We start from the raw sequence: 25,394 nt of genomic DNA, 5'->3' as shown, positions 1-25,394 counted from the left end.
CGCGTCAGTTGTACCCGAGGATCGCCACCGCCGCGACCTCCGGCCGGTCGATCGCGCCGCCGACGAGCGACGTCGTCGGCTCCTGCAGCACGGCCTGATACAAGGTGACGCGCCCCGCTTCCGGCGCGCCGGCTTCGTCCCGAACCGGTTGATCGAAGGCATCGATACCGCTGAGGCAGTCGGATTGCGTTTGCATGAAAGTCATCTCCATTCCTTTGCTTTGATATGTCGTTGATGGTCTAGCTGGCCTGCTTCAACGCGACCGCCTGCACAGGCGCGCCGTCGTGCGCCGCCTCGGACCGCGCCAGCTGGGCGCGCGTGCGCCGCGTGATGTGGATCACCGCGAACACGACCGGCGCGATCAACAGCCCTTCCGCCAGTTCGGGATCGACCGGCAGGTTCATCACGTGCAGCGCCTTGAACGCCGCGGTCGCGAGCGACAGCACGTAGTACGAAATGGCGGCCACCGACAGCCCTTCGACCGCGTGCTGCAAATGAAGCTGGTTGCGCGCGGTGCGCTCCATGCCGGCCAGGAGCCGCGTGACGTCCTTTTCCTGCGCGAGATTCACGCGGGTGCGCAGCAGGTCGACCGCCCGCGCGATTCGCGCGGCGATCTGTTCGTGGCGCGCCCACACGCTGCGGCAGGTTTCCATCGCCGGCGCGAAGCGCCGCTCCATGAATTCGGCGAGCGTCGGCATGCCTTCGATACGCTCCTCGCGCAACTCCTGAATACGCGCGAGCACGAGCTTTTCGTACGCGCGCGACGCGCTGAAGCGCGCCCCCGATCCCGACAACGATTCGACCCGCACCGCGAGATGCGTGAGCTTGACGAGCAACGCCGCGTCGTCGCCGTCGGCGCCGCTCGCGTCCATCCGCTGCATCAGCGCATGCAGCGCCGCATGGATCTCGTCGAGCTCGCGGCTCATCCCGCGCGCGACGGGCAGCGCAAGCAGCGCCATCATCCGGTACGTCTCGATTTCGTACAGACGCTGCAACAGCCGGCCGCCCTGCTCCTCGCGGAAATCCTCGTCGACGACGAGAAAGCGCATGAAGCCGTCGTCGCGCACGTGCCAGTCGCAGAACACCTTGCCGCCGCCGAGCACGTGGCTGCCGACGAGCGCGGGCCCGTCGATCCAGCGCCGCAGGTCGCCGCACACGCGCCGCGCGGCGTCGCCCGACAGCAGTTCCATCCGCACCGCGACGAAGCGGATGCCGGCCAGCCGCGCGAACCACGCGGCCGGAATGCCGGCGATCGCGCGATCGTCGAAATAACGGGTATCGCGACGCGGCGCGACGAACGTGAAGGTCGAGAATTCGGTGTGGCGCTCCCACTTCAGGTACCAGCCGCACGGCGACTGCACCGCATGGTGCGTCGCGCCTTCGTGCGGCGCGTCGATCCCCGTGTCGCGGCACAGCGCGTGCAGCAGCGTTTCGTGGATGTCGGGCTGGCCGTCCGCATAGATCGCGTAATGCGTGAGCGACACGGCTTCGGCGAGCCGCAGGAACGGCCGGGCATGCAATTCCGCGGCCAGTGCGGCGCGCAACGGATGGTCGATCATCGATACACCACGCTTCCTTGTTCGGTGCTGCACGCCGGTTCAACCGGCCTGAACGCCGCGCCGCCCTGGGGCGAAACACCAGCGTGATCGCACTATGGCAGACACACAGCAACAATAAAAACGCATAATGCTGATCGTTACGTTCAGTTTTCCTGATACCCATGAAGATGCTCGATCACGACGTGCTGGCCACCGTCGTCGCCGTCGCGGAAACCGGCAACATGACCCGCGCGGCCGAGGCCGTGAACCGCTCGCAGTCGGCCGTGAGCATGCAGATCAAGAGCCTCGAAGACGCGATCGGCCGGCCGCTGTTCGTGCGCAAGCCGCGCAGCATCGTGCTGACGCGCGAGGGCGAGGTGCTGCTGGGATTCGCCAGACGAATGCTGGCGCTGCGCGACGAGGCATGGGCGGCCGTGGTGCGGCCGGAAGTGACCGGCAAGGTCGTGATCGGCGTGCCGGACGACTATGCGTCGTCGCTGCTGCCGTCGGTGCTGAAGAAATTCTCCGCGACCTACCCGAAGGTCGAGATCCAGGTGATGGGGCTGCCGAGCAGCGCGCTCGCGCCGCTGATCAAGGAGGGCACCGTCGATCTCGTGTGCGGCACGCGCATCAAGGGGCTGTCGGGCGATTTCATCCGCCACGAGCCGATGGCGTGGGCCGCGATGACGAACGGGCCGCGCGTCTGGGAGGAACGGCCGCTGCCGATCGCGGTGTTCATGCCGGGCAGCGTCGCGCGCGAGAACGCGATCCGCAGCCTCGAACGCGCGAAAGTCCCCTATCGCACGTCGTATGAAAGCCCGAGCCTGCTCGGGCTGCTCAGCATGGTCGAGGCCGGCCTCGCGGTCGCGCCGCTCGCGCGCTGCGCGATTCCCGCGCAACTGTCGATGCTCGGCCGCTCGCACGGGCTGCCCGACCTGCCGCCGCTCGAGCTGATCCTCGCGCGCAGCACCAAGTCGAAACGGCCGCCGTGCGACTTCCTCGCGGAACAATTGATGGAAGACCTGCAGCGGCAGACCGGGCAGACCGGCGACGCGTGAGCCCGCCGGCGCCGGCTCGCAGCAAGGTCAGCGATGGCCGGTCGCGCCATGCCCGGCCGCGCGCAACGCCGCGTTGACGATGCCGGCCACCGTATCGACGAGCGCTTCCAGCGTGTCGCCGTGCACGTGCCGCCCGGCAGGCGGAACGTGCTCGCTGCGCCGGCCGCCCCACTGCGAGCCGGCCGTGACCGACAGCGTCGCGCTGAACCGCTGGCCGTGCCGGCGGCCGAAGATGCCGATACGCCGCTCGGCGACGTAAGCCTGTTCGGGAAGAAACAATCGGATCTCGACCGCCGCTTGATCGGGGTCGGCCGCACACGCATCCGCATCGAACGCCGGTGCGAATGCCTTGACGATGCGGAACGTCACGTGGGAATCCCACGCGGCGAGCGGCCCGCCGGCCGCGTCGACGCGTTCGGCGTCGACCGACCACTGATGGCGATCGGGCACGCGAATCGCCTGGCGCAGCAGCACGTCCGCCGCGCGAACCGTCACCGTCAACTGCCGGGCAAGCTGCCTGCCCGACGGCAACGCCGCGGTATGCGCGCGACGGGCAGCCGGGCGCGCAACACGCACTTCTTCCGTAAGGTACATGGGCCCTCCCTGTTCAGGGGTCGCGCCGCGTTCGACGCAGCGCACAAACGTCCACCATCGCCAGCCGGCGAACAGCACCGCGGCCGGCGAATCGGCGGCGGATTAGCCAAGCAATCGCCGTTCCCGGCTCAGCCAGCGTCGGCCGGAAGCCGCAACCGGCGCGCGATCGGCCCGATTACCGCATCGACTTGCTGCGCGATCAGCGTGTGCAGCGTGAAATCCAGATCTTCCGCGGCGATGTCGAAATGCACATGGATCACGTTGCGCACCGCGCGGGCGCTGACGACGTACACGCCGAGCGGGGAATGCAGCAATGCGGCAAGCCGGGCGTGCGCGGCCGCGGCGGAGCCGGCCGTCAGCGTGACCGGCAGTTGCAGGCGCGGGCGCGGCGGCGGGAACGGTACGACGTCGCCGGATGGGCCGGCGCGCAACCGGCGGCCGGCGACATCGAACGCGGGAAAGGGATGAATGAAGGTCATGGCGCGGACGGAAGCCGTCCCGGCTGTTCGACACGTCCCCAGCTTAGAAGGGACCATATAAACGCCGTGCAAAAAAACGGTGTGCCCGTGCAAAAAACGGCATGCCGGCCGGGCGCTGGCCCGTCTTGACGACGTGATACGGCCGCTCGGCCGTCGCGCGTGCCCCGTCAACCATGACAGCTCGACAGCCGGCGATCCGCCGATACACTGTGAGCCGTCCCGACGGCCTCGATCGATGTCACCGATGCCGGCGGCCGGCTTCGATCGCGCACGGCCTGCCGCTTCCCGCCCGCCCCGCGCACCTTCCGCACCTTTCCAAGGAGTTGCACTTGAAGCCCTGGCGCCATGCGCTGTTCGCCTTCGCCGGCCTCCTGGCCGCCGCGTCTTCCGGCGCCCATCCCGTCTGCACGGTCGTCGCCGACGCCGCCACCGGCAAGGTGCTCGTGCAGCAGGGCGATTGCACGACCCGCGTGACGCCGGCATCGACGTTCAAGGTCGCAATCGGCCTGATGGGCTTCGACGCCGGCGTGCTGAAGGACGCGCACACGCCCACGCTCGATTTCCATGCCGGCTACCCCGACTGGGGCGGGGCGCCGTGGCACGAGCCGACCGACCCGGCACGCTGGATGAAGCTGTCGATCTTCTGGTATTCGCAGCAGGTCACGCAGGCGCTCGGGCAGGCGCGCTTCCAGCAGTACACGCGCGCGTTCGGCTACGGCAACGCCGACGTCACCAGCAACGAGGGCGAACGGCCCGGCGTGATGGGCGCGTGGGTCAATGCGTCGCTACGCATCTCGCCGCTCGAACAGGTCGCGTTCATGCGCAGGATCGCGCAACGGACGCTGCCCGTCAGCGCGCACGCGTACGACATGATCGCGCGCATCACGCTGATCGACGCGCAACCGGGCGGCTGGACGGTGCACGGCAAGACCGGCACCGGCTCGCCCGGTATCCAGTACGACGCCGCACACGCATACGGCTGGTTCGTCGGCTGGGCGACGCAGGGTGCGCGCACGCTGGTGTTCGCGAACCTGATCCAGGACGACGCGCGGCAGACGCCGAATGCCGGCCTGCGCGCGCGCGACACGTTCCTCGCGGCGCTGCCGACGCTCGCCGAACCGGCCCGGCTGCAATGAGCGCCGCGCCCCGCAACGCCCGCATCGACCTGCTGCGCGGCATCTCGATCCTGCTCGTGCTGCTGCATCACTTCAACATCGCGTATTCGCTGCGCGACACCGCGCTCGCGCGCGTGCCCGGCTGGGACACGATCCATGCGATCGTGCGCAACGGCAACTACGGCGTGACGATGTTCTTCGCGATCTCGGGCTACCTGATCACGTCGAACGCGCGCCGCCGCTGGGGCAGCCTCGGCGCGCTCGACGTGCGCGCGTTCTACGTGTCGCGCATCGCGCGGATCGTCCCGTGCCTGCTTCTGCTGCTCGCGCTCGTCAACGGCCTCGCAGCGGCCGGCGTGCCGACCTTCGCGAACCACGCGCCGCAGGGCATCGCCGTGTCGTACTGGCTCGTGAATCTGGCGTCGCTCACGTTCTGGATGAACGTGCTGATTGGCGCGTACGGATGGGTCAACTACGCGCTCGGCGTGCTGTGGTCGCTGTCGGTCGAAGAGGTGTTCTACCTGTCGTTTCCGCTGCTGTGCATCGCACTGCGTCGCGACACGCGGTTGCTCGCGTTCTGGCTGCTGATCGCCGCGATCGGTCCCGTGTACCGCTACACGCATCCGGGTGACGAAGGCGGGTTCCTCTATGCGTACTTCGCGTGCTTCGACGGCATCGCGATCGGCTGCTGCACCGCGCTGCTCGCCGAACGCGCGCAATGGCGCAAGCTTGCAGCCACGCCCGTGCAGTGGCTTGTCGCGACACTGATGACCGCGCTCTATCTCGCGTGGCCGATCGCCGAAAGCCATGTGCTCGGCGTGTCCGCGATGGCGCTCGGCACGGCCATGCTGCTGATCGGCGCCCATGCGGAACGCGCCCCCGCTCGCGGTCGCCTGCTCGCGCCGCTGCGCTGGAGCGGCCGGCTCAGTTACGAGCTGTATCTGTTCCACCTGATCGTGCTCGGCGCGCTGCGCACGTTCTGGCCGCCGTCTGCCACGCATGGCAACGGCAAGCTGGTGCTGCTCGTCGCGTATCTGGCGCTGTCGGCCGGCGTGAGTGCGGTCATCGCGCGCGGCTATGCGACGCCGCTCGATCGCTTCATCAAGCGTGCGGCGTCGCGGCCCGCGGCGCCAGTGACGGACAGCGCGCGCGTCTAGCTTCCCGCACGTCGCGGCGAACAAGGCGGAAGCGGCCAGGGCCACGCGGTATCGCCTGCACGATACCGGCCGGCCCGACCGCAAGCGCCGCTTGCGCCGCGTCGCTCAATCGAGATAGTCCGCGTATTCCTTGCGCGAATAGCCGGCGAGCGTCTGCCACGGCAACGTGTCCCGCCGCGCGGCCGGCGCCGGCGTCAACGTCAGCTTGCGCGTCACGCGGCCGTCCGCGCTGCGGTATTCGACCGACAGCGGCGCCTGCAACCGCTCGCTCCACAGAATCCGGTTCGCGCCGCGCGCGCCGGGCGTGTCCACGGCCTGCTCGTACCAGACGGTGCCGGGCGCGTCGCCACGCTTGGCGACCGCGAGCCGCTTCAACTGCGACGGCGGCGTCACGTAGTACGCGTTGTCCCACGAGCCGTCGAAGCCCGTGGTTTCGTACTCGGCCGGCGGCACGCTGACGACCGTCCGGTTCGCCACGTCCACGTACTCGATGCGAGCCGACTTGCCGTCGTACGTGACGTGCCGCGCGGCGGCCTGGAAGTTGAAATGCTTGTGGCCGGCGTGAGCCGCAGCCGGTTTTACCCCGGCGCGGCGGCCCGCATCGTGATCGTCGCCATACTCGCCACCGGCCGCTGCCGCGGGCAGCACGCGCTCGACCCACACGTGGCCGTCGCGCCGCACCATCCGTTCACGATACAGCGTCGTGCGCGTCACGCCGTCGGCCGTGACCGTGCGGCTTTCGTGCTGCAGCACGGCGTCGAGATCGGCGGCGGCCACCGCGGGCAGTGCCACCCACCCGCAAGCGAGCACGCAGAGAAGCTGACGTTTCATCGTGACGTCACCCGGCTCAGAAGCCGAACGCCGAGCGCACGAGACCGAACACCTTCGTGTTGTCGATCGTGCCCTTGAACGCCTTCGCGTCCGCGCCGTCGGCGAACAGCATCACGTCGCCGCCGCCGTGCGTCTCCGATCCCGCGCTGCCCATCCGCACGCCGACTTCCTGCAGGTACGCTTCGTTCATCGCGGTGGCCGAATCGACCGACGCACGCACGTTCGGCCGGTTGGCGCCGTTGCCGAACACCAGCGTCGTGTAGGTATTGCCGTCGGCATCCTTGCTCGGCTGACCGTCGCGATAGTTGCGGCTGATGTCGAGAATCGGGTTGCCGCGCTTCGAATAGCCGTTGATCGTCATCGTGTGGTCGTGGTCGGCCGTCACGACGATCAGCGTATTCGCCAGGTCGACCTTCGACAGCGCGACGCGGATCGCTTCGTCGAACGCCGCCGTGTCTTCGAGCGCGCGCTTCGCGTTGGTGCCGTGCAGCGCGTGATCGATCCGGCCGCCTTCGACCATCAGGAAATAGCCGTTCGAATTCTTCGACAGCACGTCGATCGCCTTCGACGTCATGTCGGCCAGGCTCGGCTGCGTCGGCCCTTCGCCCTTGCCCGCGACGCGATCGAGTTCGTACTCGAGATGACTGGTCGAGCTGAAGAGACCGACCAGCTTGCCGTTGCCGGCCTGCGCGAGCTGATCCCGGGTCGCGACGACCGTGTAGCCCTTCGCCTTCATCTCGTCGAGCAGGTTGCGCCCGTCGGCACGGCCGCGCTTGTTCGACACCGGATCGAACGGCGTCCAGTGGTTGCGGCCGCCGCCCATCAGCACGTCGACGCCGTCGCCGAGCGCCGCGTTGTAGCCCGCGCCGCCGGGCACGGCCTGCGCGGCGATGTCGTACTGCGCATCGCGATGGCAGATGTGCGAATAGGTCGCGGCCGGCGTCGCATGCGTGAGCTCGGTGGTCGTGATCGCGCCGACCGCCTTGCCGCGCGCCTTCGCCAGTTCCAGCAGCGTCGCGACCGGCTGGCCGTTGCCCGGTGCGCAATGGTTGACGGTCTTGTTGCCGTTGACGTCGCTGCCCGGCGCGACCGCGCGCGTGTCGGACGACATCGACAGCACTTCGTTGTTCATCTTCACGCCGGTCATGTACGCGGCCATCGACGGCGCGCTGTCGGTCGTCTGCGCGTCGTTCGAGAAGGTCTTGACGCGCGCGGTGCGGGCCAGCTTCTCCATCGTCAGTTGCCCCGACTCGCCGACCTTGTAGATCCGGCTCGCGGTCACGGTCGTCGGCCCCATGCCGTCGCCGAGAAAGAAGATCACGTTCTTCGCCTGGCCGGCGGCCTGCGCCGCGCCGCACGCGAAACCCGCGACGGCCAGCGCCGCCGCGATGCACTTGATGGTCGACATCCTGTATTCCCCTGTACCCGTGTTGTCGGCGCTCAAAGCTGCACCGCGTTGCGCACCAGCTCGAAGACCCTGTTGTTCTCGATCACGCCGTGGAACGCATCCGCGCCGCGACCGATCGCACCGAGGAACACATCGGTGCCGCCGTGCGTCTCGCTGCCCTTGTCCATTCGCACGACCGCCTCCTGGCGATAGTCGTCGGCGCCCGTCACCGCATCGGTCAGCGCGGTGCCCGCGCGGCTGCCCTGCACGCGGTTCTCGCCGTTGCCGAAGCCGATGATCGTGTACGGCGCGCCGTCCGCATCCTTCGCGATCGCGCCCGTCTGGTAGCTGCGCAGCACGCCCAGCACGCCGGGCTTGCCCGCTTCCGTCTTGCCGGTGCGCGCCGCATAGCCGTTCAGCACCAGCGTGTGATCGTGATCGGCCGTGACGACGATCAGCGTGTTCGTCAGGTCGGGATCGGTCTTGCGGACCTTGTCGAGCGTCGCCTTGATCGCGTTGTCGAACGCGATCGTGTCCTGCAGCGCGCGCTTCGCATTGGTGTCGTGCAGCGCGTGATCGATCCGGCCGCCCTCGACCATCAGGAAATAGCCGTTCGGGTTGGCCTGCAGCACGTCGAGCGCGCGCGTGGCCATGTCGGCGAGGCTCGGCTCCCTGGTCGCGCCGCGATCGAGGTCGTAGCTCATGTGGCTCGACGCGAACAGGCCGACCAGCTTGCCGCGCTTCGTCGCATCGGCGGCCAGCAGGTCGTCGCGGTTCTGCGCGAACGCGTAGCCTTTCGCCTTCAGCTCGTTGACCAGGTTGCGGCCATCGGTGCGCTTGCCGCCGCCGTCCTTCGGCACGAAGAATTGCGCGCCGCCGCCGAGCACGACGTCGACGCCGTCGCCCAGCGCGCCGTTGTAGCCCGCGCCGCCCGGCACGAGCTGCGCGGCGATGTCGTTCTCGGCATCGCGGTGGCACACGTGCGCATACGTCGCGGCGGGCGTCGCGTGCGTGACGCGCGTGGTCGTCACGACGCCGGTCGCCATCCCGTTCGCCTTCGCGATTTCGAGCAGCGTCGACACCGACTTGCCGTTGTTCGCGCCGCAGTTGCCGGTGAGGCCCGCGCTCGGCTCGATCGCCTTCGTGTCGGGCGACATCGAGATCACTTCGTTGTTGGTCTTGACCCCGGTCATGTACGCCGACATCGACGGCGCGCTGTCCGTCACCTGCGCATCGTTCGAATAGGTCTTCACGAACGCGGATTCCGGCAACGTATCGATCGTCAGCGCGCCGTCTTCACCGACGCCGTAGATGCGTGCCGCCGTCAGCGTCGTCATCCCCATCCCGTCGCCGAGGAAAAAGATCACGTTGCGCGCCGCCGTCTTCACCGGGGCGGGTGTCGAGCTGGTCGGGCCGTCGTCGCTGCCGCATCCGGCCAGCGCAAAGGCGCCGGCACACAGCAGCGCCGCCATTTTGATTCGATTCATGTTGCCGATCTCCCCCGCCGTTGATGCTTTCGAAATGAAAGGCGATGGTAGGAAGCCGATGTGACGGCAAGATGAATGGAAACTGGAAGGATCGGTATGGCTGATGAAAGGATGGAACGAGGCGCCGCGTCCGGGCGCCCCGCGCGACCGGGCTCAGCCGGCGTATGCGGCGGCGGCGCAGCGCACGGTGACGATCCGTGCAGGCGGAAGATTGGCCCAGACGATCCGGCTGCCACTGGCAACGAATGCCGAGTCGCCGAGCGGATGACGGCCTGGCGGGCGCAGGTCGTAGGTGAATTGAATCATCACGCCGTCGGCCGACAGCACGCGATGGCATTGACCGACGATCGCCGCCACGGCTTCACGGGGCAGCGTGCGCAGCGGCAGGCACGACACGATCGCGTCGACCGTCGCGCCCGGCGGCAGCAACCGCTCGAGCTGCCGTGCGTCGCCCGACACGATCGAGATACCGGGAAAGCGCCGTCGCAGATGCTGCACGAACGCCGGCGAGCGTTCGACGACGACGAGACGCCGGGGCGCGACGCCGCGTTCCAGCAGCGCCGCGGTGATCGCGCCGGTGCCGCCGCCGAGTTCGACGACCAGCCCGTCGCCATCCGGCACCGCGTCGGCCATCTCGCGCGCCAGATGCCGCGAACTCGGGCACAACGCGCCCACCGCGGCCGGCCGGCCGACCCACTCGCGCACGAACAGTGCCGAGACACGCCACGCGTTCGGCCACGTCATAGGCGGGCCTCCGGCGCTTGCGCGGTTGGCGGCGGTGTGCCGATGACGGCGCGGAACAGGGCTACGGCGACACGGGTAGGGTTCATCAGTTGCTCCGAGAAACCCCGTCCTTCAGGACGGGGAGGAAAGGAGCGCCGCCGTTGACAGGCAGCTTCTTCCACGGGTTAGGATCACCGGCATGATTCTTGTCTATCGCTACCGGGTGAAGTCGCTCAACGGACTGCTTAACAAGCAGAGCCGCGCGGTGAACTACGTCTGGAACTTCTGCAACGACACGCAGAAGCACGCGCTCAAGTGGGGCAAGAAGTGGCCGACGGGATTCGACCTGAACGTGCTGACGACCGGCAGCAGCAAGGAGCTCGGTATTCACTCCGGCACGGTCAACGCGACGTGCGAGCAATACGCGAAGTCGCGCAGTCAGCGTCGACGCCCTTACCTGCGCTATCGCGGCAGGAAGTCGCTGGGCTGGGTGCCGCTGAAGGGGCGTGACCTGAAGCGCGAGGGTGACGCGTTCCGTTTCGCCGGCAACACCTTCCGCGTGTTCAATAGCCGACCGCTTCCCGAAGGCAAGATCAAGGACGGAACCAACTTTGCGCAGGATGCGCGCGGCAACTGGTTCTTGAACATCGTGATCGAGATGCCAGATGTTCAGGCTCGTCCGATCCGTTCCGGCGTCGGCATCGATCTCGGCCTGAAAGACTTCGCCACACTTTCGACCGGAGAAAAGCTGCCCAATGACCAGTTCGGTCGACGAGTGGCGGAAAAGCTGGCGAAAGCGCAACGGGCACGAAAGCACAAGCGGCATATCGCGAAGCTGCATGCCAAGGTCGCGAATGCGCGTGCCGATTTCCAGCATAAGCTCGCGCTCGATCTGGTGCGGCGCTTCGATTACATCGCGGTCGGCAACGTATCCGCCGTGAAGCTCGCCAGAACCAGGATGGCGAAGAGCGTCTACGACGCGTCCTGGTCGTCCTTCCGGAACAAGCTCCGCTATAAAGCGATCGCGCACGGAGCCACGTTCGAGGAAGTCGACGAAAGCGGTTCGACCCAGTCCTGTTCGTCGTGCGGGTCGCAAGACAGCACGACGCGGCCGAAAGGTATCGCGGGACTGCGAATAAGAGAGTGGGCCTGCAGTGGCTGTGGTGTCGTGCATGATCGAGATACCAACGCTGCGCTGAACATTCTCCGATGCGGACGTGCATCGCCAGGTGGGGGAATCCTCTCCCTTTAGGGAGAGGAGGACGTCAAGCGCATCCTCCTGGGCGAATCGGTCCGTCGCTGGACACGCGACGGTCAATCGATTCTAGGAAACGCAAACTTAAGGTGACGTGAAGATTGACCCTGATTTGCCTGACCAATTCGTGCCGGATCAGCGCTCCTCCGATCCACGATCGGCCATCGGCTTGCTGCTGCAAGTGCACGGGATAACGCTTGCCGGTGATTCGGGACGGCCGCAGTGCCGTGTCGATCGCGGCGCGATCGTCGGCTGTGGGCCCGCCGCGACCTAAATGGGGTCGAAAACTTCGTCGCGCGCGAGGTCTGTCGCCCGCGAACCGCCATCCGCCCGCCGCGTTGAGGTGGTTGGTCGAAGCCGCGCGCGAGCGGGCGGCCCGGCCCGGGCTGTAAAGCACCGCGCGCCATACTGAATGCACGGCGCGCGGCATTTCCTCAGCGCAAGTTGGTTCTCGCGAGCTCGACGATTTCGTCACCGCGCCCGCTGAGAATCGCGCGCAGCATGAACAGGCTGAAGCCCTTCGCATGCGCGAGCTCGATCTTCGGCGGCATCGCGAGCTCGTACTTCGACGTGACGACGTCGACCACCGCCGGCCCGTCATGCTCGAACGCGGTGCGCAATGCGTGTTCGACGTTCTCCGAATGCTCGACGCGCACGCTGAAGATGTCGGCGCCCTTTGCGATCGCCGCGAAGTCGGTCGGGCTCAGGTCGACGTTCGTGTCGAGATAGCCGGCCGCCTTCAGCTCCATCGACACGAAGCCGAGCAGGCTGTTGTTGTACACGACGATCTTGATCGGCAGCTTGAGCTGGCGCGCGCTCAGCAGATCGCCGAGCAGCATCGACAGCCCGCCGTCGCCCGACAGCGACACGACCTGCCGCCCCGGATGCGCACCTTGCGCGCCGAGCGCCTGCGGCATCGCATTCGCCATCGACCCATGGTTGAACGAGCCGTGCAGTTGCCGCTTGCCGTTCATCGTCAGGTAGCGCGCCGCCCAAAGCGTCGGCGTGCCGACGTCGGCCGTGAAGATCGCATCGTCGGCCGCGACTTCGTCGATGATCTTCGTCAGGTACTGCGGATGGATCGCGCGGCCCGGCGGCTCGGCCACCGCGAGATCGTCGAGCCCCTTGCGCGCGGCCGCGTAGTGCTTCAGCGCATTCTCGAGGAAGCGCCGCTGCGTCTTGCGCGTGAGCCGCGGCAGCAGCGCCGCGATCGTTTCCTTCACGGTGCCCACCAGCCCGAGCGCGAGCGGCGCGCGATGGCCGAGCTGCGAGCCCTTCCAGTCGATCTGCGCGATCTTCGCGTGGGCCGGATAGAACGGCCGGTACGGGAAATCCGTGCCGAGCATCAGCAACGTGTCGCACGATTCCATCGCGTGATAGCCGGAACTGAAACCGATCAGCCCCGTCATCCCGACGTCGAACGGGTTGTCCCATTCGACGAACTGCTTGCCGCGCAGCGCATGCACGACCGGCGCGCCGAGCGTGTCGGCCAGCGCGACCACCTCGTCGTGCGCGCCCTGCGTGCCGCTGCCGCACAGCAGCGTGACCGCGTCCGACCCGTTGAGCAGCGCCGCGAGCCGGTCGAGGTCGGCATCGGCCGGCAGGATCGCCGGTGGCGCCGCGTCGCTCCACGCGGGCGCTTCGTCGGGGCCGTCGCCGAGCGCGATGTCGCCCGGCAGCACGATCACCGCCACGCCGCGCTCGTCGATCGCGGTGCGCATCGCGCGCGCCAGCACGCGCGGGAACTGCGACGCGTTCGTCACGAGCTCGGCGAAGTGGCTGCATTCGCGGAACAGCTCCTGCGGATGGGTTTCCTGGAAATAGCCGAGACCGATCTCGGTGGACGGGATGTGCGCGGCGATCGCGAGCACCGGCTGGTGATTGCGGTGGCAGTCGTACAGCCCGTTGATCAGGTGCAGGTTGCCGGGCCCGCAACTGCCCGCGCACACCGCGAGCCGCCCGGTCGACGCGGCGTCGGCGCCGGCCGCGAACGCCGCGCTTTCCTCGTGCCGCGTGTGCATCCAGCGGATCGAGCCGAGCTGGCTCAGGCTGAACGACAGGCCGTTCAGGCTGTCGCCCGTCACGCCCCAGATGCGCTCGACGCCCGCTGCCGCGAGCGTCTTCGCCAGGTATTCCGCCATCGTCTGTCTTGCCATGATGCCCTCACAGTTGGGTTGTCGCGACATGCAGCCACTGCCCTGCATCGGCGCATGATAGTCAAGGACGCGAACTGACGTATGAACGGTGCAATTGCGATTCGTTCCGCGCGGCCGACCGACGCGAAACCGGCCGTCCCGCCGCGCTACAGCGGCAACGCATGGGTCGACAGGATCTCCTTGAGCACCATGAACGAACGCACCTGCCGTACGCCCGGCAGGTACAGCAGTTGTTCCGCGTGCAGCCGATTGAAGCTGTCGTTGTCGCGCGTGCGCACGAGCATGAAATAATCGAACTCGCCGGTCACGACATGGCACTCGACGCACCCCGACACCTTCTGCGCGGCCTTCTCGAACGCGGCGAACGTTTCCGGCGTCGAGCGATCGAGCACGAAGCCGATCACGACCAGCATCCCGGCGCCGAGCGGCTTCGGGTCGAGCAACGCGACGATGCCGCGAATCAGCCCCATTTCCTTCAGCCGCTCGACGCGCCGCAGGCACGCCGGCGCGCTCAGCTTCACTTTCGCCGCGAGGCTCACGTTCGAGATCGACGCGTCCTGCTGCAATTGCCGCAGGATCGCGCGGTCGATCCGGTCGATCCGGTCGAGCGCCGGTGCGGCGTCGGCCGGCGATGCACTGCTTCGATCTAATTTCATTGCGCAAACCTCGTTTTAGACGAATTGGAATTGTCTATCTTCCGCTCATATCGTCGATAACGTAGGCTGACGCAATTGATTTCGCAAGCTCATTTCCCGTGCTTCTGCCTATCATTTTCGTCATCGGAGCACGGCCTGCCGGCCGCGCCCGAACGATCCGATTTCCGCCTCGTCCCCTGTTCCGGAGCCCCGCCGATGAATCTGCAACGCTTCCCCCGTTATCCGCTGACGTTCGGCCCGACGCCCATCCAGCCGCTCAAGCGCCTGAGCGCGCATCTCGGCGGCAAGGTCGAGCTGTATGCGAAGCGCGAGGACTGCAACAGCGGCCTCGCATTCGGCGGCAACAAGACGCGCAAGCTCGAATATCTCGTTCCCGACGCGCTCGCTCAAGGCGCGGATACGCTCGTGTCGATCGGCGGCGTGCAGTCGAACCAGACGCGCCAGGTCGCGGCCGTCGCCGCGCATCTCGGGATGAAATGCGTGCTCGTGCAGGAACACTGGGTCAACTATGAAGATCCGGTGTACGACCGGGTCGGCAACATCCAGTTGTCGCGGATGATGGGCGCCGACGTGCGGCTCGTCGCCGACGGCTTCGACATCGGCATTCGCCGTAGTTGGGAAGAAGCGATGGAGAGCGTGCGACAGGCGGGCGGCAAGCCGTATCCGATTCCGGCCGGCTGTTCCGAGCATCCGCTCGGCGGGCTCGGATTCGTCGGCTTCGCGGAAGAAGTGCGCGCGCAGGAAGCCGAGCTCGGCTTCAGGTTCGATTACGTCGTCGTCTGCTCGGTGACGGGCAGCACGCAGGCAGGGATGGTCGTCGGCTTCGCGGCCGACGGGCGCGCGGACCGCGTGATCGGCATCGATGCGTCGGCGAAGCCGGAACAGACGCGCGAACAGATCACGCGCATCGCGCGGCATACGGCCGAGCTGGTCAGGCTCGGCCGCGATATCGTCGAACGGGATGTCGTGCTCGACACGCGTTACGGCGGCCCGGAATATGGGCTGCCGAGCGACGGCACGCTGGAAGCGATTCGGCTGTGCGCGCGGCTGGAAGGCATGCTGACCGATCCCGTTTATGAAGGAAAATCGATGCACGGGATGATCGACAAGGTGCGGCTCGGGGAATTCGAGCCGGGGTCGAAGGTGTTGTACGCGCATCTCGGCGGGGCGCCGGCGTTGAGTGCGTATAACGGGATTTTTCGGGAGGGTTGAGGGGGGGCAGAGCCACTCAACGTGGTCTCACTCGCCGTTGACTTCGACCGCTTCTTCGCGATGCGATCGTGCTGCCGCGCGCGATCGCTTCGGCCATCGCAGCACAAAGGCCATCGGCGCGCCGAACAGCAGAATCCACCGCACGGTGTAGTACACGATCACGTTCGAGTCGAACAGGAAAAACAGGAACGGCAACGGCCAAAGCACCGCCCGCAATGGCAGCCAGCTGAGCGACCGCGTTCCCGCGTTGTTCTGCGCGACCAGCAGCAACGCGGGAATCGCGAACGCCAGCACGAACCCCACGACCCCGAAGTTCACGAGGAATTCTCCCGGCATGCCGAACAACAGGGTCGTTTTGTCGAGCGCGGTACGCTCGAGATCGCGAACGATTCCGGATTTTTCCAGCGCGAACGTATCGGGCCGATCGGCCCACAGTGCGCCCGGCACAATCGACGCGAACGCGCCGACGAAGCTCCGTCCCATCGGATACGTGTAACCGGGCTGCGCGACAGCATCGATCGCCAGCACCTGAACATCGAAGCGCGACAGATCCCGAAACAGGAACGCGCTCGCCGGACCCATGCTCAACTCGAGATCGCGCTGCTCGGCAAAGCGCTGCGACAAATTGGCGACGTCGTCGTAACCAAGGCCGAATTTCAACGGCATCAGCAGCAGGCCGACCAGTGCCACACCGATGCCGGCGAATCTGATCGTGCGCGGGCCGATCGGTGCGACGAAGCCGTGGTAGATGAACAGCGCAAATACCAGCACGAAGATGATGCCCTGGCGGCTCCCCGCGATACCGGACGAGAGCCAGCCCAGCACGCCAAGTTGAATGAAGGCGACGACGGTGAGCAACACGGTACGGCGACGGCGCATCGTCAGGCAAACGAAAACCCACAGCGGCGACGTGTTGGCCAGCGCCTGGATCACGCCGAGGCCGCGAAACGGATCGTTGTCGGTGCCGGTTTGCTCGACTCGTGTGTCGTACAGTTCGGCGATCCGTGCATATCCACCCAGCTTGACGTAGATGAACGCCAGCGCGCCGAGCGAAAGCAGCGCGAACAGATACGCGAGGCCGTTGACGCGTATGCCCGGCTCCCATCGAAACCGGGTCTCGCCGAGACGGTTCGCGTTGAGGTCAAGCACCAGCTTGACGACCAGCACGCCGGCCAGGCTCAGGAAATACCAGAGCGCGACGGCCATGCTGTCCTGCGGCAACAGTCGAAGGTAAATCTCGTCTCCTGCGAGCAATTGCCACAGCGGAAACACGCCGAGGATGAAGAACAGGAATACCCGGAACCAGCGTACGGTCGGGTTTCTCGGCCGGATGCCGGCGATCGCCAGCAACAGTGCGCCGTTCAGCAGCAACAACACACCGTTCATGCGGTCGTCGAACAGGAGAACCATCACGATCGCGGCGAGCATGCCGACGACGAACGTCGTCCTGAGCATGCGCCAGTGGTCGCGCGGCCTGTATCCGACAGGGTTCGATCGCGTGGGATTCATTCGGATTTCCCGGAACACGCCCAGCCGCTGTAGTAGCCGTACCGGCTGCTGAAATCGCCGGCGGTCACCGCCAGTTCGCCGGGGCGATCGATGACGACGCGTCCGCCGCGCGCGATCACGAACCTCGGTGTCCCGGACACGCTCGGGACATCGACGAAGGCGATCCCGGCAGGCACCGGCCGGCGGTCCACGCGCCCATGCTGGACGATGGTCAGCCACGCCGGACGCGTCAGGAACACGCACACGAAAATACGGTCCGCGTGCGGCCCCGCTGGCATGCGCGGCGGACCGTATGTCGATGCCGACCATTCGTCGGCGATCGCCTCGTCGCGCACCGTCGGATGCAGACGATAGAAGAAGAACAGTTCGTCGCGCGTGATCGGCGGCGGCCGCCCGGTCTTGAACCATTGGATGTAATGGCGCGACGCACGGAGATAACCCTCGTGGCTCAGGATCGGACCGAAGCGCGCGTCGTACACCGATGCTTGCCGGGCAGCGCCTGTCGGGGCCACATACGTCGATTCGGCCCAGTCGTTCCAGGTCACGATCTGCACCCACGTCGCACGGGACTCGATCGCCGCACGCCACTCCTCGGCCATCCCGGCAAACCCACGCGTCTCGAACGCGCGATAGTTCGTGCCCTGTGGCAGGCCCCGGTAGTACGGCGTCACCGGCGCCATGAACGTTTTGCCGGCACCGCGCAACGCCGGCGCCAGCGTACGCGTGGAGCGGGCCAACCGCGCCGGGGCTCCAGCCGCGCCGAAATAGAAATAGCCGTCAGCCGGCCCGATCCGCTCGACGATTTCCTCAGCCGCATCGCTATCGATTTCCCGTTCGCCGGTGTGCGGAAACAGGTGCGGCACGAAATACGCGTCAAGCCGCCTTGCCGTTTCGATCAGCATCCGCGCGCGGGCACCGTCCCGCCCGCCCAACGCGTAGGCGGACAACAAGGGCCGTCCGTCCACGGTCAGTTGCGAGCGGCGCCCGCGAACGGTCCGGACGATGTCCTCGAGTTCATCCTGCGCATCGCCGTCGGCGGACACGAACAGCGTAAACGCACCATCGAACCGATCGGCCGCCTCGTAGATCGCGTCGACCCGCCGCTTGTAGTAAGGCTCGGACGCATGCCATCCGCCGCAATTCAGCGCAAAGCCGTCGATGCCGGCCGCCATCGCGTCGCGCATCTCCGCTGCGTACTGTTCAGGCCCGGCCCCCGTTCCGCCGCGCGGCCAAGCCACCATGTAGTGCGCAAACACCCGGCGGGCTTCCGACGCGCCATTCGCTTCGGCGAAGCGCGTGCGAAGCAATCCGCCTGCGCTCAGCGCAGCGGCGGCCGTCGTCGCGATAAAGGACCGTCGTTTCATCGTGGCTCTCGCTCGGTGCAGGCGGGCGGGTTCGCAACTGGCACCTGCGAAGCCCGCGTACCGTGCACGACATGCGTCGTCAGCAGGCGGCACGACAAAGTCAGCACGACCAGCGCAGCTGCCCCGACACCCCCGATCGCGCCATAAACCTCGAACCTCCAGCCGAATACCGCAACCAGTGCCAGCGTCAGCACAGCCTCGAATGTCGCCATCTTCACGAACGCCGGCCTGCTCCGCGCGTACAGCCACAACGACAAAATCCGGCAGAGAAACACCAGGCACGCGCCCAGCAAGACAACAAACACGAATGCAAACTGGTTGGCCCGGCTCCCGAGCGCATGAACCGGAAACAACCGGACTTCCAGCATCGCATAGGACGCGACGGTCAGCACCACACAGCCCGTCAGCAGGCTCGCCGCAAGTTTGCGCCCGAATCCTGCTCCGCCCATCAGTCGCCACACGCGCGCACCGCTCCCACTGATGGCTAAAGAAAATGATTGTCCGAAATTGAAAGCCAGATTATTGAAGCCTTTCGCGACGCGATACAGCGCGGCGCCGGTCGGCCCGACCACGGCGGAGACGATCAGCACGTCCAGATGCTTCGCACCCGACAGCACCGCGCTCGCATACCAGCTGCTCAGCAGGTCGCCGCGCGCCTGCGCAACGAAGTCGCGATACCAGCCCAGTCCGATTTCCGGACCTCGAATCGGCTCGCGACCGTCGCTGTCTCGACGTCTCAGCCACAGGTAAGCAGCTAGCAGCATCGCGCCGTACGCCGCCTCGACCAGCAGCAGCAGGTCGGGAAAATAACCGCGAAGCCCGTCGAATTCGGCTAGCAACGCAATGACGGCCAGCCGCGAAAGCGCCGATGCCGTCGAGATCGCTAGCACCACATGATTGCGTGCGGTCATCCGGAAAAATCCGAGTGCGAAGTGCGACAGCCCGTAACATGCCGGCGCGAGCACAAGCATCGCGAATTGGTTCGGTAGCGCGATCGACCCGGTCCGGCTCAGCAGCACACACGCGAGGCAGAACAACACGGTCGACCCGACGGCGCTGACACAGTCGAGCGGAAGCAGGCTCGGAAACCGCGCACGGACACGATCGATCGTGTAGATTCGCGCGGCCCCGAAGTTGAAGGCGTCGATCGCAACGTAAAACAGCGCGAGCAGCGCATAAGAACGCCCGACGAGCACGGGGTCGATGACATGCAGCGCCAGGGCAGCCACGAGAAAATTCACCAGTGCCGGCAACCCGGCGCTGGCGACGACAAGAATCAGGTCGGCGTTCAGGCGGCGCATCGTTCGACCAAATAACGGCAGTACGCGTCGTACTTCTCCTGCAGCGCCGCATACGAAAACGCCGCCGCCTTCGCCTGCTGCCGGATACTCATGTCGACGAGCTGCGTGCGGTCAAGCGCGAGCGCCTCGACCGCCGCCTCGATCGCGTCGGCCGAACCGGCCCGGATCAGGTCGCTCGCCGGCAGTACTTCCGGTATCCCGCCGACGCTCGTGCCGAGCACGGGCGTGCCGACCGCCATCGACTCAAGCATCGCGCGCGGCATGCCCTCCTGAAGCGACGGCAATACGAACAGGTCATGCTCCGCCACCGCCGCACAGGCCTCTTCCGACGACACCTGCCCGCGGAAAATCACGACGTCCGCGATACCCGACGCGTCGGCCAGCGCCTCCAGCTCCGCACGCAATACGCCGTCGCCAACGAGCGTCAGCACGACGGCCACGTTCTTGCGCTTCAAGCGCGACACGGCTTCGAGCAGCGCGACATGCCCCTTGCTCCGGTTGTGCATCATTGACACGTTGATCAGCCTCAAGGGACCGGGTCGCACGAATGCATGGGTATCGCGCGCCGCGAACAGGTTGTCCTGCAGGCTTGCATCGCTGAAGCCGAACGAATCTGCGGCGGAACGCGCCGGATACTTCGTCTGCAGATAGGCTTCCGTCACATATCGCACGCTTTGCGCGCGTTGCGCAGCGACGGCGGTCGAGCGGCAATGCACCCATTTCGCGAGCCTGCGCAACGGATGATTGGACGCACCTTGCCTGAAATAGTCCTCAGGATCGGCGACGATCTCGGCAGAGAACGGCTTGCGCATGATCCAGCACAGCATGAGCGCGAGTGTCGCGACGTTGCCAGGAAACCGGATCATCAGCGTCTGTGCACGGCTGACGACGCGAAGCAGTCGCGCCGCCGTGCGCGGCAAGCACAGCAGCCAGCTTCCTGCGCCACGGATCGAACCGAGATCGACAAACGCCGTCCGCGGCCCGGTTACCCGCGAACCGATCGGCTGCTTCGCCGGAAACGCACGCGCGACAATCCGCACCGCATCGAAATGAGGAACGAACCGGCTCGCGAACTTCTCGTGCCCCATGTGCGGACTGTAGATCGCGTGGTCGACCCGCGCAAAATTACCGTCCATGACGAACGTGATTGAACTGATCGATTTCATGACGGATTTTTCCCACCATCTCGTTGTAGCGATCCGCGCCCGGCGTGCGAAGCGCCTGCCAGTACGCGTCATCGTCCTGCGCGATCTCGCGCGCCAGCAGGGCAACACGCTCCACGTCGAAATCGCTGGCATGCACGACGTAGCGCGACAAGCCGAGATCGTCGTAGGCCGCCTGGCCTTTGCGCTCGTATGCGATGTGAATGCTCGGCACGCCCGCAAGCACGCTTTCGAGGCTGCCGTGCAGCCGGACGGAGACGACCACGGGGCGCTCTCGTGCGACCAGCGTTGCCAGATCGTCGACCTGCGCGACGCCGAACGAGTCGCGATAGAACGTGTCGTCGCCGTTGCCGCGCCCGCTGCTCTGAAGCGCGAATCCGGCTTCGGGCAACAGCTTAGCCAGGCATCGCAGACGCGCCACATAGTCGTCGCGATACGGCTTGCCCTTCAGGTCCCGGAATACGAAGCGGATCGTACGGGCATGTACCGGCCCGCGCACGTCGCCGCGTCCGCTGCGCGGCGATAGGCCGATCTCGAGTACGACGAGATCGCCCGTGCGTATTCCGTTCGGATGCGCGAACTCGTCGATGCTCTGGTCGTCGCGCAGGAACACGACATTCACGCAGCGTCGAACCAGCGTCGCCAGCAGCATTCCGGGCAGCGACTTGAACGGCCCGATGCTTTGCGGCAGGTAGATCGACAGTGCCGCCCGACGCAACGCCACACAGGCGAGCTGGCTGCCGTGTGCGACGAGCGACTTCCATCCTTCCAACGCACCGGAGGCGCGCAGGTAACCGCCGCCCACGCCGAAAAAGATCGCCGGTCGGGCACGGCCGAGCCAGCGCAGGGATTCACCCCAGAACCGCGTCAGGGACCAGATCCGCACACGCGTATCGTCGAGATAGCCGGCGAACGATGCTGGGTCGAGACAGACGATCGTGACGACGCCGTCGATCCCCGCGTCGCGGATCGCCTTCAGGCTTAGCTTGACCAGCAGGCCGTCGCCGCTGTTGCGAGAGCTGTACGCGTGCAGCAGATAAACGTCAGGCTTTTTCATAGATCGACATCAGCGATTTCAGGAAATGGTCCTGCCGGAAGGTCTGGTCGAATACATGCCGTGCGTTGCCGCCCATCCGTAGGCATTCATCGATCGTCAGGCGGTTCAGGTTGTCGGCTAGGCACAGCCCAGTGAGTTCGGTGAGAATGATCCCGTTGTAGCCGTGAATCACCTGCTCGGGCAGCGAGCTTTCACCGGACACGACGAGCACCTTGCCCGCGCGCATCGCCTCGATTGGCACTAGCGCGAGCCCCTCCCAGCGGGACGGCACGATCACGACATCCATCGCCTGCATCGCCGCTTTGGCCTCAGCGGCATCGACCCAGCCGTGGTAAACGATTCGCTTGTCGTCAGGCCCGTTCGCCGCGATACCGCCGCGCACGGCCACGCCGTACACGTTGATCTCGATCGACGATCTCAGGGCAGGCACCGCATCAAGTACGACATCGAACCCCTTCTGGTAATCGAGCCGCCCGAAGTAGCCGACGCGGATCGTCTCGCCCGCAGGTGCACGCGCGCGTACCGCGCTTGCGTCGTCCCCGGCGATGCCCGTATAGATCAGCTCCGCCTTCGACATCGGGATCCGGTACTTCCGCGCGGCCTTAAGCTCGTCCAGCGACATGCAGACGATCTTGTCGCAGCGCCCCGCCAGCACACGCTCAGTCAACGCATACGCGAGCTTCGTCACGACGCCAACGTCGCGCTTCAGGAACGCCCACGCATGCGGCGTATACAGCACCCGGGCGCCGCGATGCCGGTTCAATCGCACGTACAGACCGGGGAACGTGCTGTGGCAATGGATCACGTCCGCGTCAACGGCCTTCAGAAGCGCCTTGATCACCCGTGCGATGCCGACGATCCGTGCCGGATGCCGGCTCGACCGGTATCCGATCAGCGTCAGCCCGTCTACGCCGGTGGCGCCGGTCATCTTGTCGGGATCGCAAATCAGTATCACCTCGTTGCCCAGCGCGACCTGCTCGCGTACCAGCGCGCCGACGTAGGTGGCGATGCCACCCACCCAAGTTTCCACGACATGCGCGATTCTCACGACACCTCCTGACTCCGGCGCCCGCCGCGCCTGCCGTTCACCGGAACGTCGCCGTCTGCTTCGGCCGTCGATTCGTAGCCGTACCGCTCATACCGATACGCACCATATCGGGAGCGATAACCGATCGCCCGTGTATCGACACCGTTGAACAGGACACCGCGCAAGCCGGATGTGACCCGGTTCAATTGCTTGGCCGACTCGGCGATCTCGCCAAGCGTCGTCTGCCGGGATCGCGTCACGAGGAAAACCGTCGCGCAATGCGGTGCCAGAATGCTTGCATCCGACACGGCGAGCACCGGTGGCGTATCGACGATCACGACGTCGTAGGCGGCGCTCGCTTCATCGAGCAGCCTGGCTGTTCGACCGCCCAGCAGCAATTCCGCCGCTCGCGGCGGAATCGTGCCTGTCGCCAGGAAATCCAGCCCCTCAACCACCCCGCGTTGCGTTGCGTCGCACAGCGACGCGCTCCCGGCCAGCACGTCGGACAGCCCCGGCGTTCTCGATACGCCAAAGCAGTCATTCAAGTGCCCGCGCCGCATGTCCGCATCGATCAGCAGCACGCTCTGTCCGGAGGCCGCCATGACGGCCGCGAGGTTGGCCGCGACGAACGATTTGCCGACTGCCGGGCTCGGCCCCGTCAGCATCACGCGGTTGTTACCTGCATCAAGCAACGCCAGGCCAAGCGCTGTACGCAAGCTCCTCAGACTTTCGATCGCCGGGTCGTACGGATTCTCGTCGGCCAGCAACCACCGCCGCTTCGCGCGTCTGCCGGTCACCGACGCGGCAGTCCGTTGCATCGGCGCATCCGGGATCGAGCCGTAGACGGACAGACCAGTACGGCGTTCGATATCGTCCGGATCGGCAATGCCGCCATACAAGCTCTCGCGCGTGACCGCCGAGATGATTCCCAGCATGACGCCAAGCATCGCAGACAGCGCCAGAACCAGCGCCTTGCGCGGCTCGACCGGCTCTTCGGGAACGGGAGCGTTGTCGACTTCGCGCACGTTGCCGACCTTCCCTGCCGACACGAGCCTCAGTTGCTGGATGTTGTTCAACACGCCGACGTACATCTCGTTGCCAACCTCGACGTCGCGTCGCAGCCGCAACTCGTCCTGCTCGATATCCGGAAATGCGCGCAAGCGCGCCGACAGTGCCTCGACCTTCTGTCGCGCGCCGTCGATCTGCCGGTCGAGGGCCTGCATCTCCGGATGGCCCACCGCGAACCGGGTCGACGCTTCTGCACGCTTTTGCTGCAACGCCCGCAGCGTCGCCTGGGTGGCGATGCTGTCCTGCAGATAGGCTTGCGCTTCGACACCGAGATCGAACGTGCCGCGTTTGCGCCGCATGGCGTTGTACTTCGCTTCGGCACGCTCGAGGTCGTGCTTCAGTTGCGGTGCGACCTGCTCGAGAAATGCGAGCGACTTCTCCGCCTCTGCCGATTTCCGCTTGATGTTTTGCGCGACGTATGCGGTGCCAATCGAATTCAGGATGCTCGCGACCGAATCCGGATCGTCGCCCTTCAGCGATACGCTGACGACGTTGCTTTGCTTGCGAACCTCCGTCACGTTCAGGCGCTTCTGCAGCTTCTGCAGCGTCTTCAGCCTCGACTCCCGGACCACCCGGAATGCCGTACCCGGCCGCGCGTGAAGCCCATCGACCCTGATCCTGAACGTACCATCCGCCTGCGTCGACTCGACCAGATGCCCGACCTGCCCCTCAATCGGCTTGTCGAGATCACCTTGTTCGAGCCGGAACCGGCCGTCAGGGAGCACGGTCAGTTCGAACCGTTTGCCTTCGAAAGCCTTCGGCACGTCGAACACGCCGACGTCGATCGACTCAGTGCCCCACGCATATCCGCCGAAACCGAACACGCCGGGACGCGACAGGCCCTGCGCGTGTGCGGCGATCGCCTTGCCGACGAGCGGAAAGCGCTTCGGTTCGGCGTCGATATACAGGCGCAATTGCTCGACCGAATGACCGACGACCATTCTCGATCGCAGAATCTCGATCTCCGCGGCCGCCTGCATCTTCGCGTCGAACAGCGACGACACGCTGCCCAGCAGCGAATCGGTGCTCGCCGTGTTGTCTTCGACCTGGATGAGAAGATTCGACTCATAGACCGGACGGGCCAGAAACGCATACGCCGTGCCGGCGGCAAGCACGGCCGCCGTAACACCGACCACCAGCCAGCGGTTCGTCAGGACCAGGTCGAGATACCTCACCAGTTCCGGTTCGCCGTTCAGGTCCGCTTCGTGCAACGAATCGGACGCTCTGTTCATGGACATCTTCTTCATATCGCAACGC

At 66.2% G+C, this 25,394-nt stretch carries 22 protein-coding genes; 5 read left to right on the top strand and 17 right to left on the bottom strand.

All coding sequences use genetic code 11. The annotated features are described in order from the left end of the window. Positions 1 to 4 precede the first annotated feature (4 nt). Positions 5 to 205 (bottom strand): hypothetical protein, encoded by a 201-nt coding sequence (locus tag H0X90_RS25990; RefSeq protein ID WP_077189225.1) that lies wholly within the window; start codon positions 203 to 205, stop codon positions 5 to 7. A gap of 34 nt (positions 206 to 239) precedes the next feature. Next, positions 240 to 1,559, bottom strand: coding sequence for a DUF3422 family protein (locus tag H0X90_RS25985; RefSeq protein WP_077189226.1), 1,320 nt, complete (start codon positions 1,557 to 1,559; stop codon positions 240 to 242). 161 nt (positions 1,560 to 1,720) lie between these two features. On the opposite strand from H0X90_RS25985, the gene H0X90_RS25980 reads away from it, so the two are divergent. Then, entirely contained in the window at positions 1,721 to 2,596 is an 876-nt protein-coding gene (locus H0X90_RS25980) for a LysR family transcriptional regulator (RefSeq protein WP_006485479.1), read from the top strand. A gap of 27 nt (positions 2,597 to 2,623) precedes the next feature. On the opposite strand, the gene H0X90_RS25975 is transcribed toward H0X90_RS25980, so the two are convergent. Together H0X90_RS25975 and H0X90_RS25970 are read right to left on the bottom strand one after the other, a co-directional pair. After that, complete coding sequence (locus H0X90_RS25975) at positions 2,624 to 3,190, bottom strand: hypothetical protein (RefSeq protein WP_006492966.1); 567 nt, start codon at positions 3,188 to 3,190, stop codon at positions 2,624 to 2,626. A gap of 128 nt (positions 3,191 to 3,318) precedes the next feature. After that, positions 3,319 to 3,669 (bottom strand): hypothetical protein, encoded by a 351-nt coding sequence (locus H0X90_RS25970; protein ID WP_077189227.1) that lies wholly within the window; start codon positions 3,667 to 3,669, stop codon positions 3,319 to 3,321. Positions 3,670 to 3,998: 329 nt separating this feature from the next. Here H0X90_RS25970 and blaOXA point away from each other — a divergent pair, with 329 nt between their 5' ends. Both blaOXA and H0X90_RS25960 read left to right on the top strand, forming a co-directional pair. Beyond that, a complete protein-coding gene (blaOXA, locus tag H0X90_RS25965; protein ID WP_077189228.1) occupies positions 3,999 to 4,805 on the top strand; it encodes an OXA-1043 family class D beta-lactamase in 807 nt (268 codons plus the stop codon). Beyond that, the gene (locus H0X90_RS25960) at positions 4,802 to 5,941 is read left to right on the top strand and encodes an acyltransferase (protein WP_077189229.1); all 1,140 of its coding nucleotides are present in this window, start codon (positions 4,802 to 4,804) and stop codon (positions 5,939 to 5,941) included. The genes blaOXA and H0X90_RS25960 overlap by 4 nt, the downstream gene beginning before the upstream one ends. Positions 5,942 to 6,046: 105 nt before the next feature. Here H0X90_RS25960 and H0X90_RS25955 read toward each other — a convergent pair whose 3' ends face one another. The 4 genes from H0X90_RS25955 to H0X90_RS25940 form a co-directional block, all read right to left on the bottom strand. Next, a complete protein-coding gene (locus H0X90_RS25955; RefSeq protein WP_077189230.1) occupies positions 6,047 to 6,772 on the bottom strand; it encodes a hypothetical protein in 726 nt (241 codons plus the stop codon). Between the two features lie 16 nt (positions 6,773 to 6,788). After that, a complete protein-coding gene (locus H0X90_RS25950) occupies positions 6,789 to 8,180 on the bottom strand; it encodes an alkaline phosphatase (RefSeq protein WP_059722256.1) in 1,392 nt (463 codons plus the stop codon). A 32-nt stretch (positions 8,181 to 8,212) separates the two neighbouring features. Continuing rightward, entirely contained in the window at positions 8,213 to 9,646 is a 1,434-nt protein-coding gene (locus H0X90_RS25945; RefSeq protein ID WP_058902659.1) for an alkaline phosphatase, read from the bottom strand. Positions 9,647 to 9,799: 153 nt separating this feature from the next. Beyond that, complete coding sequence (locus H0X90_RS25940; RefSeq protein WP_034202873.1) at positions 9,800 to 10,390, bottom strand: class I SAM-dependent methyltransferase; 591 nt, start codon at positions 10,388 to 10,390, stop codon at positions 9,800 to 9,802. 178 nt (positions 10,391 to 10,568) lie between these two features. Between H0X90_RS25940 and H0X90_RS25935 the strand changes: the two genes are divergently transcribed. After that, complete coding sequence (locus H0X90_RS25935) at positions 10,569 to 11,621, top strand: RNA-guided endonuclease TnpB family protein (RefSeq protein ID WP_077189231.1); 1,053 nt, start codon at positions 10,569 to 10,571, stop codon at positions 11,619 to 11,621. A 437-nt stretch (positions 11,622 to 12,058) separates the two neighbouring features. Here H0X90_RS25935 and poxB read toward each other — a convergent pair whose 3' ends face one another. Both poxB and H0X90_RS25925 read right to left on the bottom strand, forming a co-directional pair. Continuing rightward, positions 12,059 to 13,780: a ubiquinone-dependent pyruvate dehydrogenase gene (gene poxB, locus H0X90_RS25930; protein WP_077189232.1), complete on the bottom strand. Its 1,722-nt coding sequence runs from the start codon at positions 13,778 to 13,780 to the stop codon at positions 12,059 to 12,061. 146 nt (positions 13,781 to 13,926) lie between these two features. Continuing rightward, complete coding sequence (locus H0X90_RS25925) at positions 13,927 to 14,436, bottom strand: Lrp/AsnC family transcriptional regulator (protein ID WP_077189233.1); 510 nt, start codon at positions 14,434 to 14,436, stop codon at positions 13,927 to 13,929. A 195-nt stretch (positions 14,437 to 14,631) separates the two neighbouring features. Here H0X90_RS25925 and H0X90_RS25920 point away from each other — a divergent pair, with 195 nt between their 5' ends. Then, positions 14,632 to 15,648: a 1-aminocyclopropane-1-carboxylate deaminase gene (locus H0X90_RS25920; RefSeq protein ID WP_077189234.1), complete on the top strand. Its 1,017-nt coding sequence runs from the start codon at positions 14,632 to 14,634 to the stop codon at positions 15,646 to 15,648. A 27-nt stretch (positions 15,649 to 15,675) separates the two neighbouring features. Here the strand turns inward: H0X90_RS25920 and H0X90_RS25915 are convergent, their stop codons facing one another. From H0X90_RS25915 to H0X90_RS25885, 7 genes are all read right to left on the bottom strand, one after another. After that, the gene (locus tag H0X90_RS25915) at positions 15,676 to 17,076 is read right to left on the bottom strand and encodes a hypothetical protein (protein ID WP_230877629.1); all 1,401 of its coding nucleotides are present in this window, start codon (positions 17,074 to 17,076) and stop codon (positions 15,676 to 15,678) included. Between the two features lie 77 nt (positions 17,077 to 17,153). Further along, a complete protein-coding gene (locus H0X90_RS25910; protein WP_077189236.1) occupies positions 17,154 to 18,521 on the bottom strand; it encodes a glycoside hydrolase family 71 protein in 1,368 nt (455 codons plus the stop codon). Then, on the bottom strand, positions 18,518 to 19,822 hold the full coding sequence (locus H0X90_RS25905) for a hypothetical protein (protein WP_077189237.1): 1,305 nt from the start codon (positions 19,820 to 19,822) through the stop codon (positions 18,518 to 18,520). Before H0X90_RS25905 ends, H0X90_RS25910 begins: the two co-directional genes overlap by 4 nt. Next, entirely contained in the window at positions 19,810 to 20,910 is a 1,101-nt protein-coding gene (locus H0X90_RS25900; RefSeq protein WP_227745556.1) for a glycosyltransferase, read from the bottom strand. Before H0X90_RS25900 ends, H0X90_RS25905 begins: the two co-directional genes overlap by 13 nt. Positions 20,911 to 20,947: 37 nt before the next feature. Beyond that, positions 20,948 to 22,042 carry a polysaccharide pyruvyl transferase family protein gene (locus H0X90_RS25895; protein WP_077189239.1) on the bottom strand — a complete coding sequence of 365 codons (1,095 nt, stop codon included), beginning with the start codon at positions 22,040 to 22,042 and terminating at the stop codon, positions 20,948 to 20,950. After that, positions 22,029 to 23,060 carry a glycosyltransferase family 4 protein gene (locus tag H0X90_RS36240; RefSeq protein WP_227745521.1) on the bottom strand — a complete coding sequence of 344 codons (1,032 nt, stop codon included), beginning with the start codon at positions 23,058 to 23,060 and terminating at the stop codon, positions 22,029 to 22,031. Before H0X90_RS36240 ends, H0X90_RS25895 begins: the two co-directional genes overlap by 14 nt. Positions 23,061 to 23,086: 26 nt before the next feature. Next, the gene (locus H0X90_RS25885) at positions 23,087 to 25,384 is read right to left on the bottom strand and encodes a polysaccharide biosynthesis tyrosine autokinase (RefSeq protein WP_077189241.1); all 2,298 of its coding nucleotides are present in this window, start codon (positions 25,382 to 25,384) and stop codon (positions 23,087 to 23,089) included. Between the last annotated feature and the right edge of the window lie 10 nt (positions 25,385 to 25,394).

It is taken from the genome of Burkholderia sp. 9775_39, from assembly GCF_015712225.1.
In the GTDB taxonomy this organism is placed as follows: Bacteria; Pseudomonadota; Gammaproteobacteria; order Burkholderiales; family Burkholderiaceae; genus Burkholderia; species Burkholderia cenocepacia.
This window is presented reverse-complemented; position numbering and strand designations above follow the sequence as displayed.

Bases quoted from the DNA above. Each gene is read 5' to 3' on its own strand.
- poxB (WP_077189232.1), bottom strand. From the start codon at position 13,780: ATGGCAAGACAGACGATGGCGGAATACCTGGCGAAGACGCTCGCGGCA.
- H0X90_RS25990 (WP_077189225.1), bottom strand. From the start codon at position 205: ATGACTTTCATGCAAACGCAATCCGACTGCCTCAGCGGTATCGATGCC.
- H0X90_RS25910 (WP_077189236.1), bottom strand. From the start codon at position 18,521: ATGAAACGACGGTCCTTTATCGCGACGACGGCCGCCGCTGCGCTGAGC.
- H0X90_RS25980 (WP_006485479.1), top strand. From the start codon at position 1,721: ATGAAGATGCTCGATCACGACGTGCTGGCCACCGTCGTCGCCGTCGCG.
- H0X90_RS25955 (WP_077189230.1), bottom strand. From the start codon at position 6,772: ATGAAACGTCAGCTTCTCTGCGTGCTCGCTTGCGGGTGGGTGGCACTG.
- H0X90_RS25950 (WP_059722256.1), bottom strand. From the start codon at position 8,180: ATGTCGACCATCAAGTGCATCGCGGCGGCGCTGGCCGTCGCGGGTTTC.
- H0X90_RS25895 (WP_077189239.1), bottom strand. From the start codon at position 22,042: ATGAAAAAGCCTGACGTTTATCTGCTGCACGCGTACAGCTCTCGCAAC.
- H0X90_RS25885 (WP_077189241.1), bottom strand. From the start codon at position 25,384: ATGAAGAAGATGTCCATGAACAGAGCGTCCGATTCGTTGCACGAAGCG.
- H0X90_RS25985 (WP_077189226.1), bottom strand. From the start codon at position 1,559: ATGATCGACCATCCGTTGCGCGCCGCACTGGCCGCGGAATTGCATGCC.
- H0X90_RS25945 (WP_058902659.1), bottom strand. From the start codon at position 9,646: ATGAATCGAATCAAAATGGCGGCGCTGCTGTGTGCCGGCGCCTTTGCG.
- H0X90_RS25975 (WP_006492966.1), bottom strand. From the start codon at position 3,190: ATGTACCTTACGGAAGAAGTGCGTGTTGCGCGCCCGGCTGCCCGTCGC.
- H0X90_RS25915 (WP_230877629.1), bottom strand. From the start codon at position 17,076: ATGCTCGCCGCGATCGTGATGGTTCTCCTGTTCGACGACCGCATGAAC.
- H0X90_RS25900 (WP_227745556.1), bottom strand. From the start codon at position 20,910: ATGGGGCACGAGAAGTTCGCGAGCCGGTTCGTTCCTCATTTCGATGCG.
- H0X90_RS25960 (WP_077189229.1), top strand. From the start codon at position 4,802: ATGAGCGCCGCGCCCCGCAACGCCCGCATCGACCTGCTGCGCGGCATC.
- H0X90_RS25925 (WP_077189233.1), bottom strand. From the start codon at position 14,436: ATGAAATTAGATCGAAGCAGTGCATCGCCGGCCGACGCCGCACCGGCG.
- H0X90_RS25940 (WP_034202873.1), bottom strand. From the start codon at position 10,390: ATGACGTGGCCGAACGCGTGGCGTGTCTCGGCACTGTTCGTGCGCGAG.
- H0X90_RS25935 (WP_077189231.1), top strand. From the start codon at position 10,569: ATGATTCTTGTCTATCGCTACCGGGTGAAGTCGCTCAACGGACTGCTT.
- H0X90_RS25905 (WP_077189237.1), bottom strand. From the start codon at position 19,822: ATGCGCCGCCTGAACGCCGACCTGATTCTTGTCGTCGCCAGCGCCGGG.
- H0X90_RS25920 (WP_077189234.1), top strand. From the start codon at position 14,632: ATGAATCTGCAACGCTTCCCCCGTTATCCGCTGACGTTCGGCCCGACG.
- H0X90_RS25970 (WP_077189227.1), bottom strand. From the start codon at position 3,669: ATGACCTTCATTCATCCCTTTCCCGCGTTCGATGTCGCCGGCCGCCGG.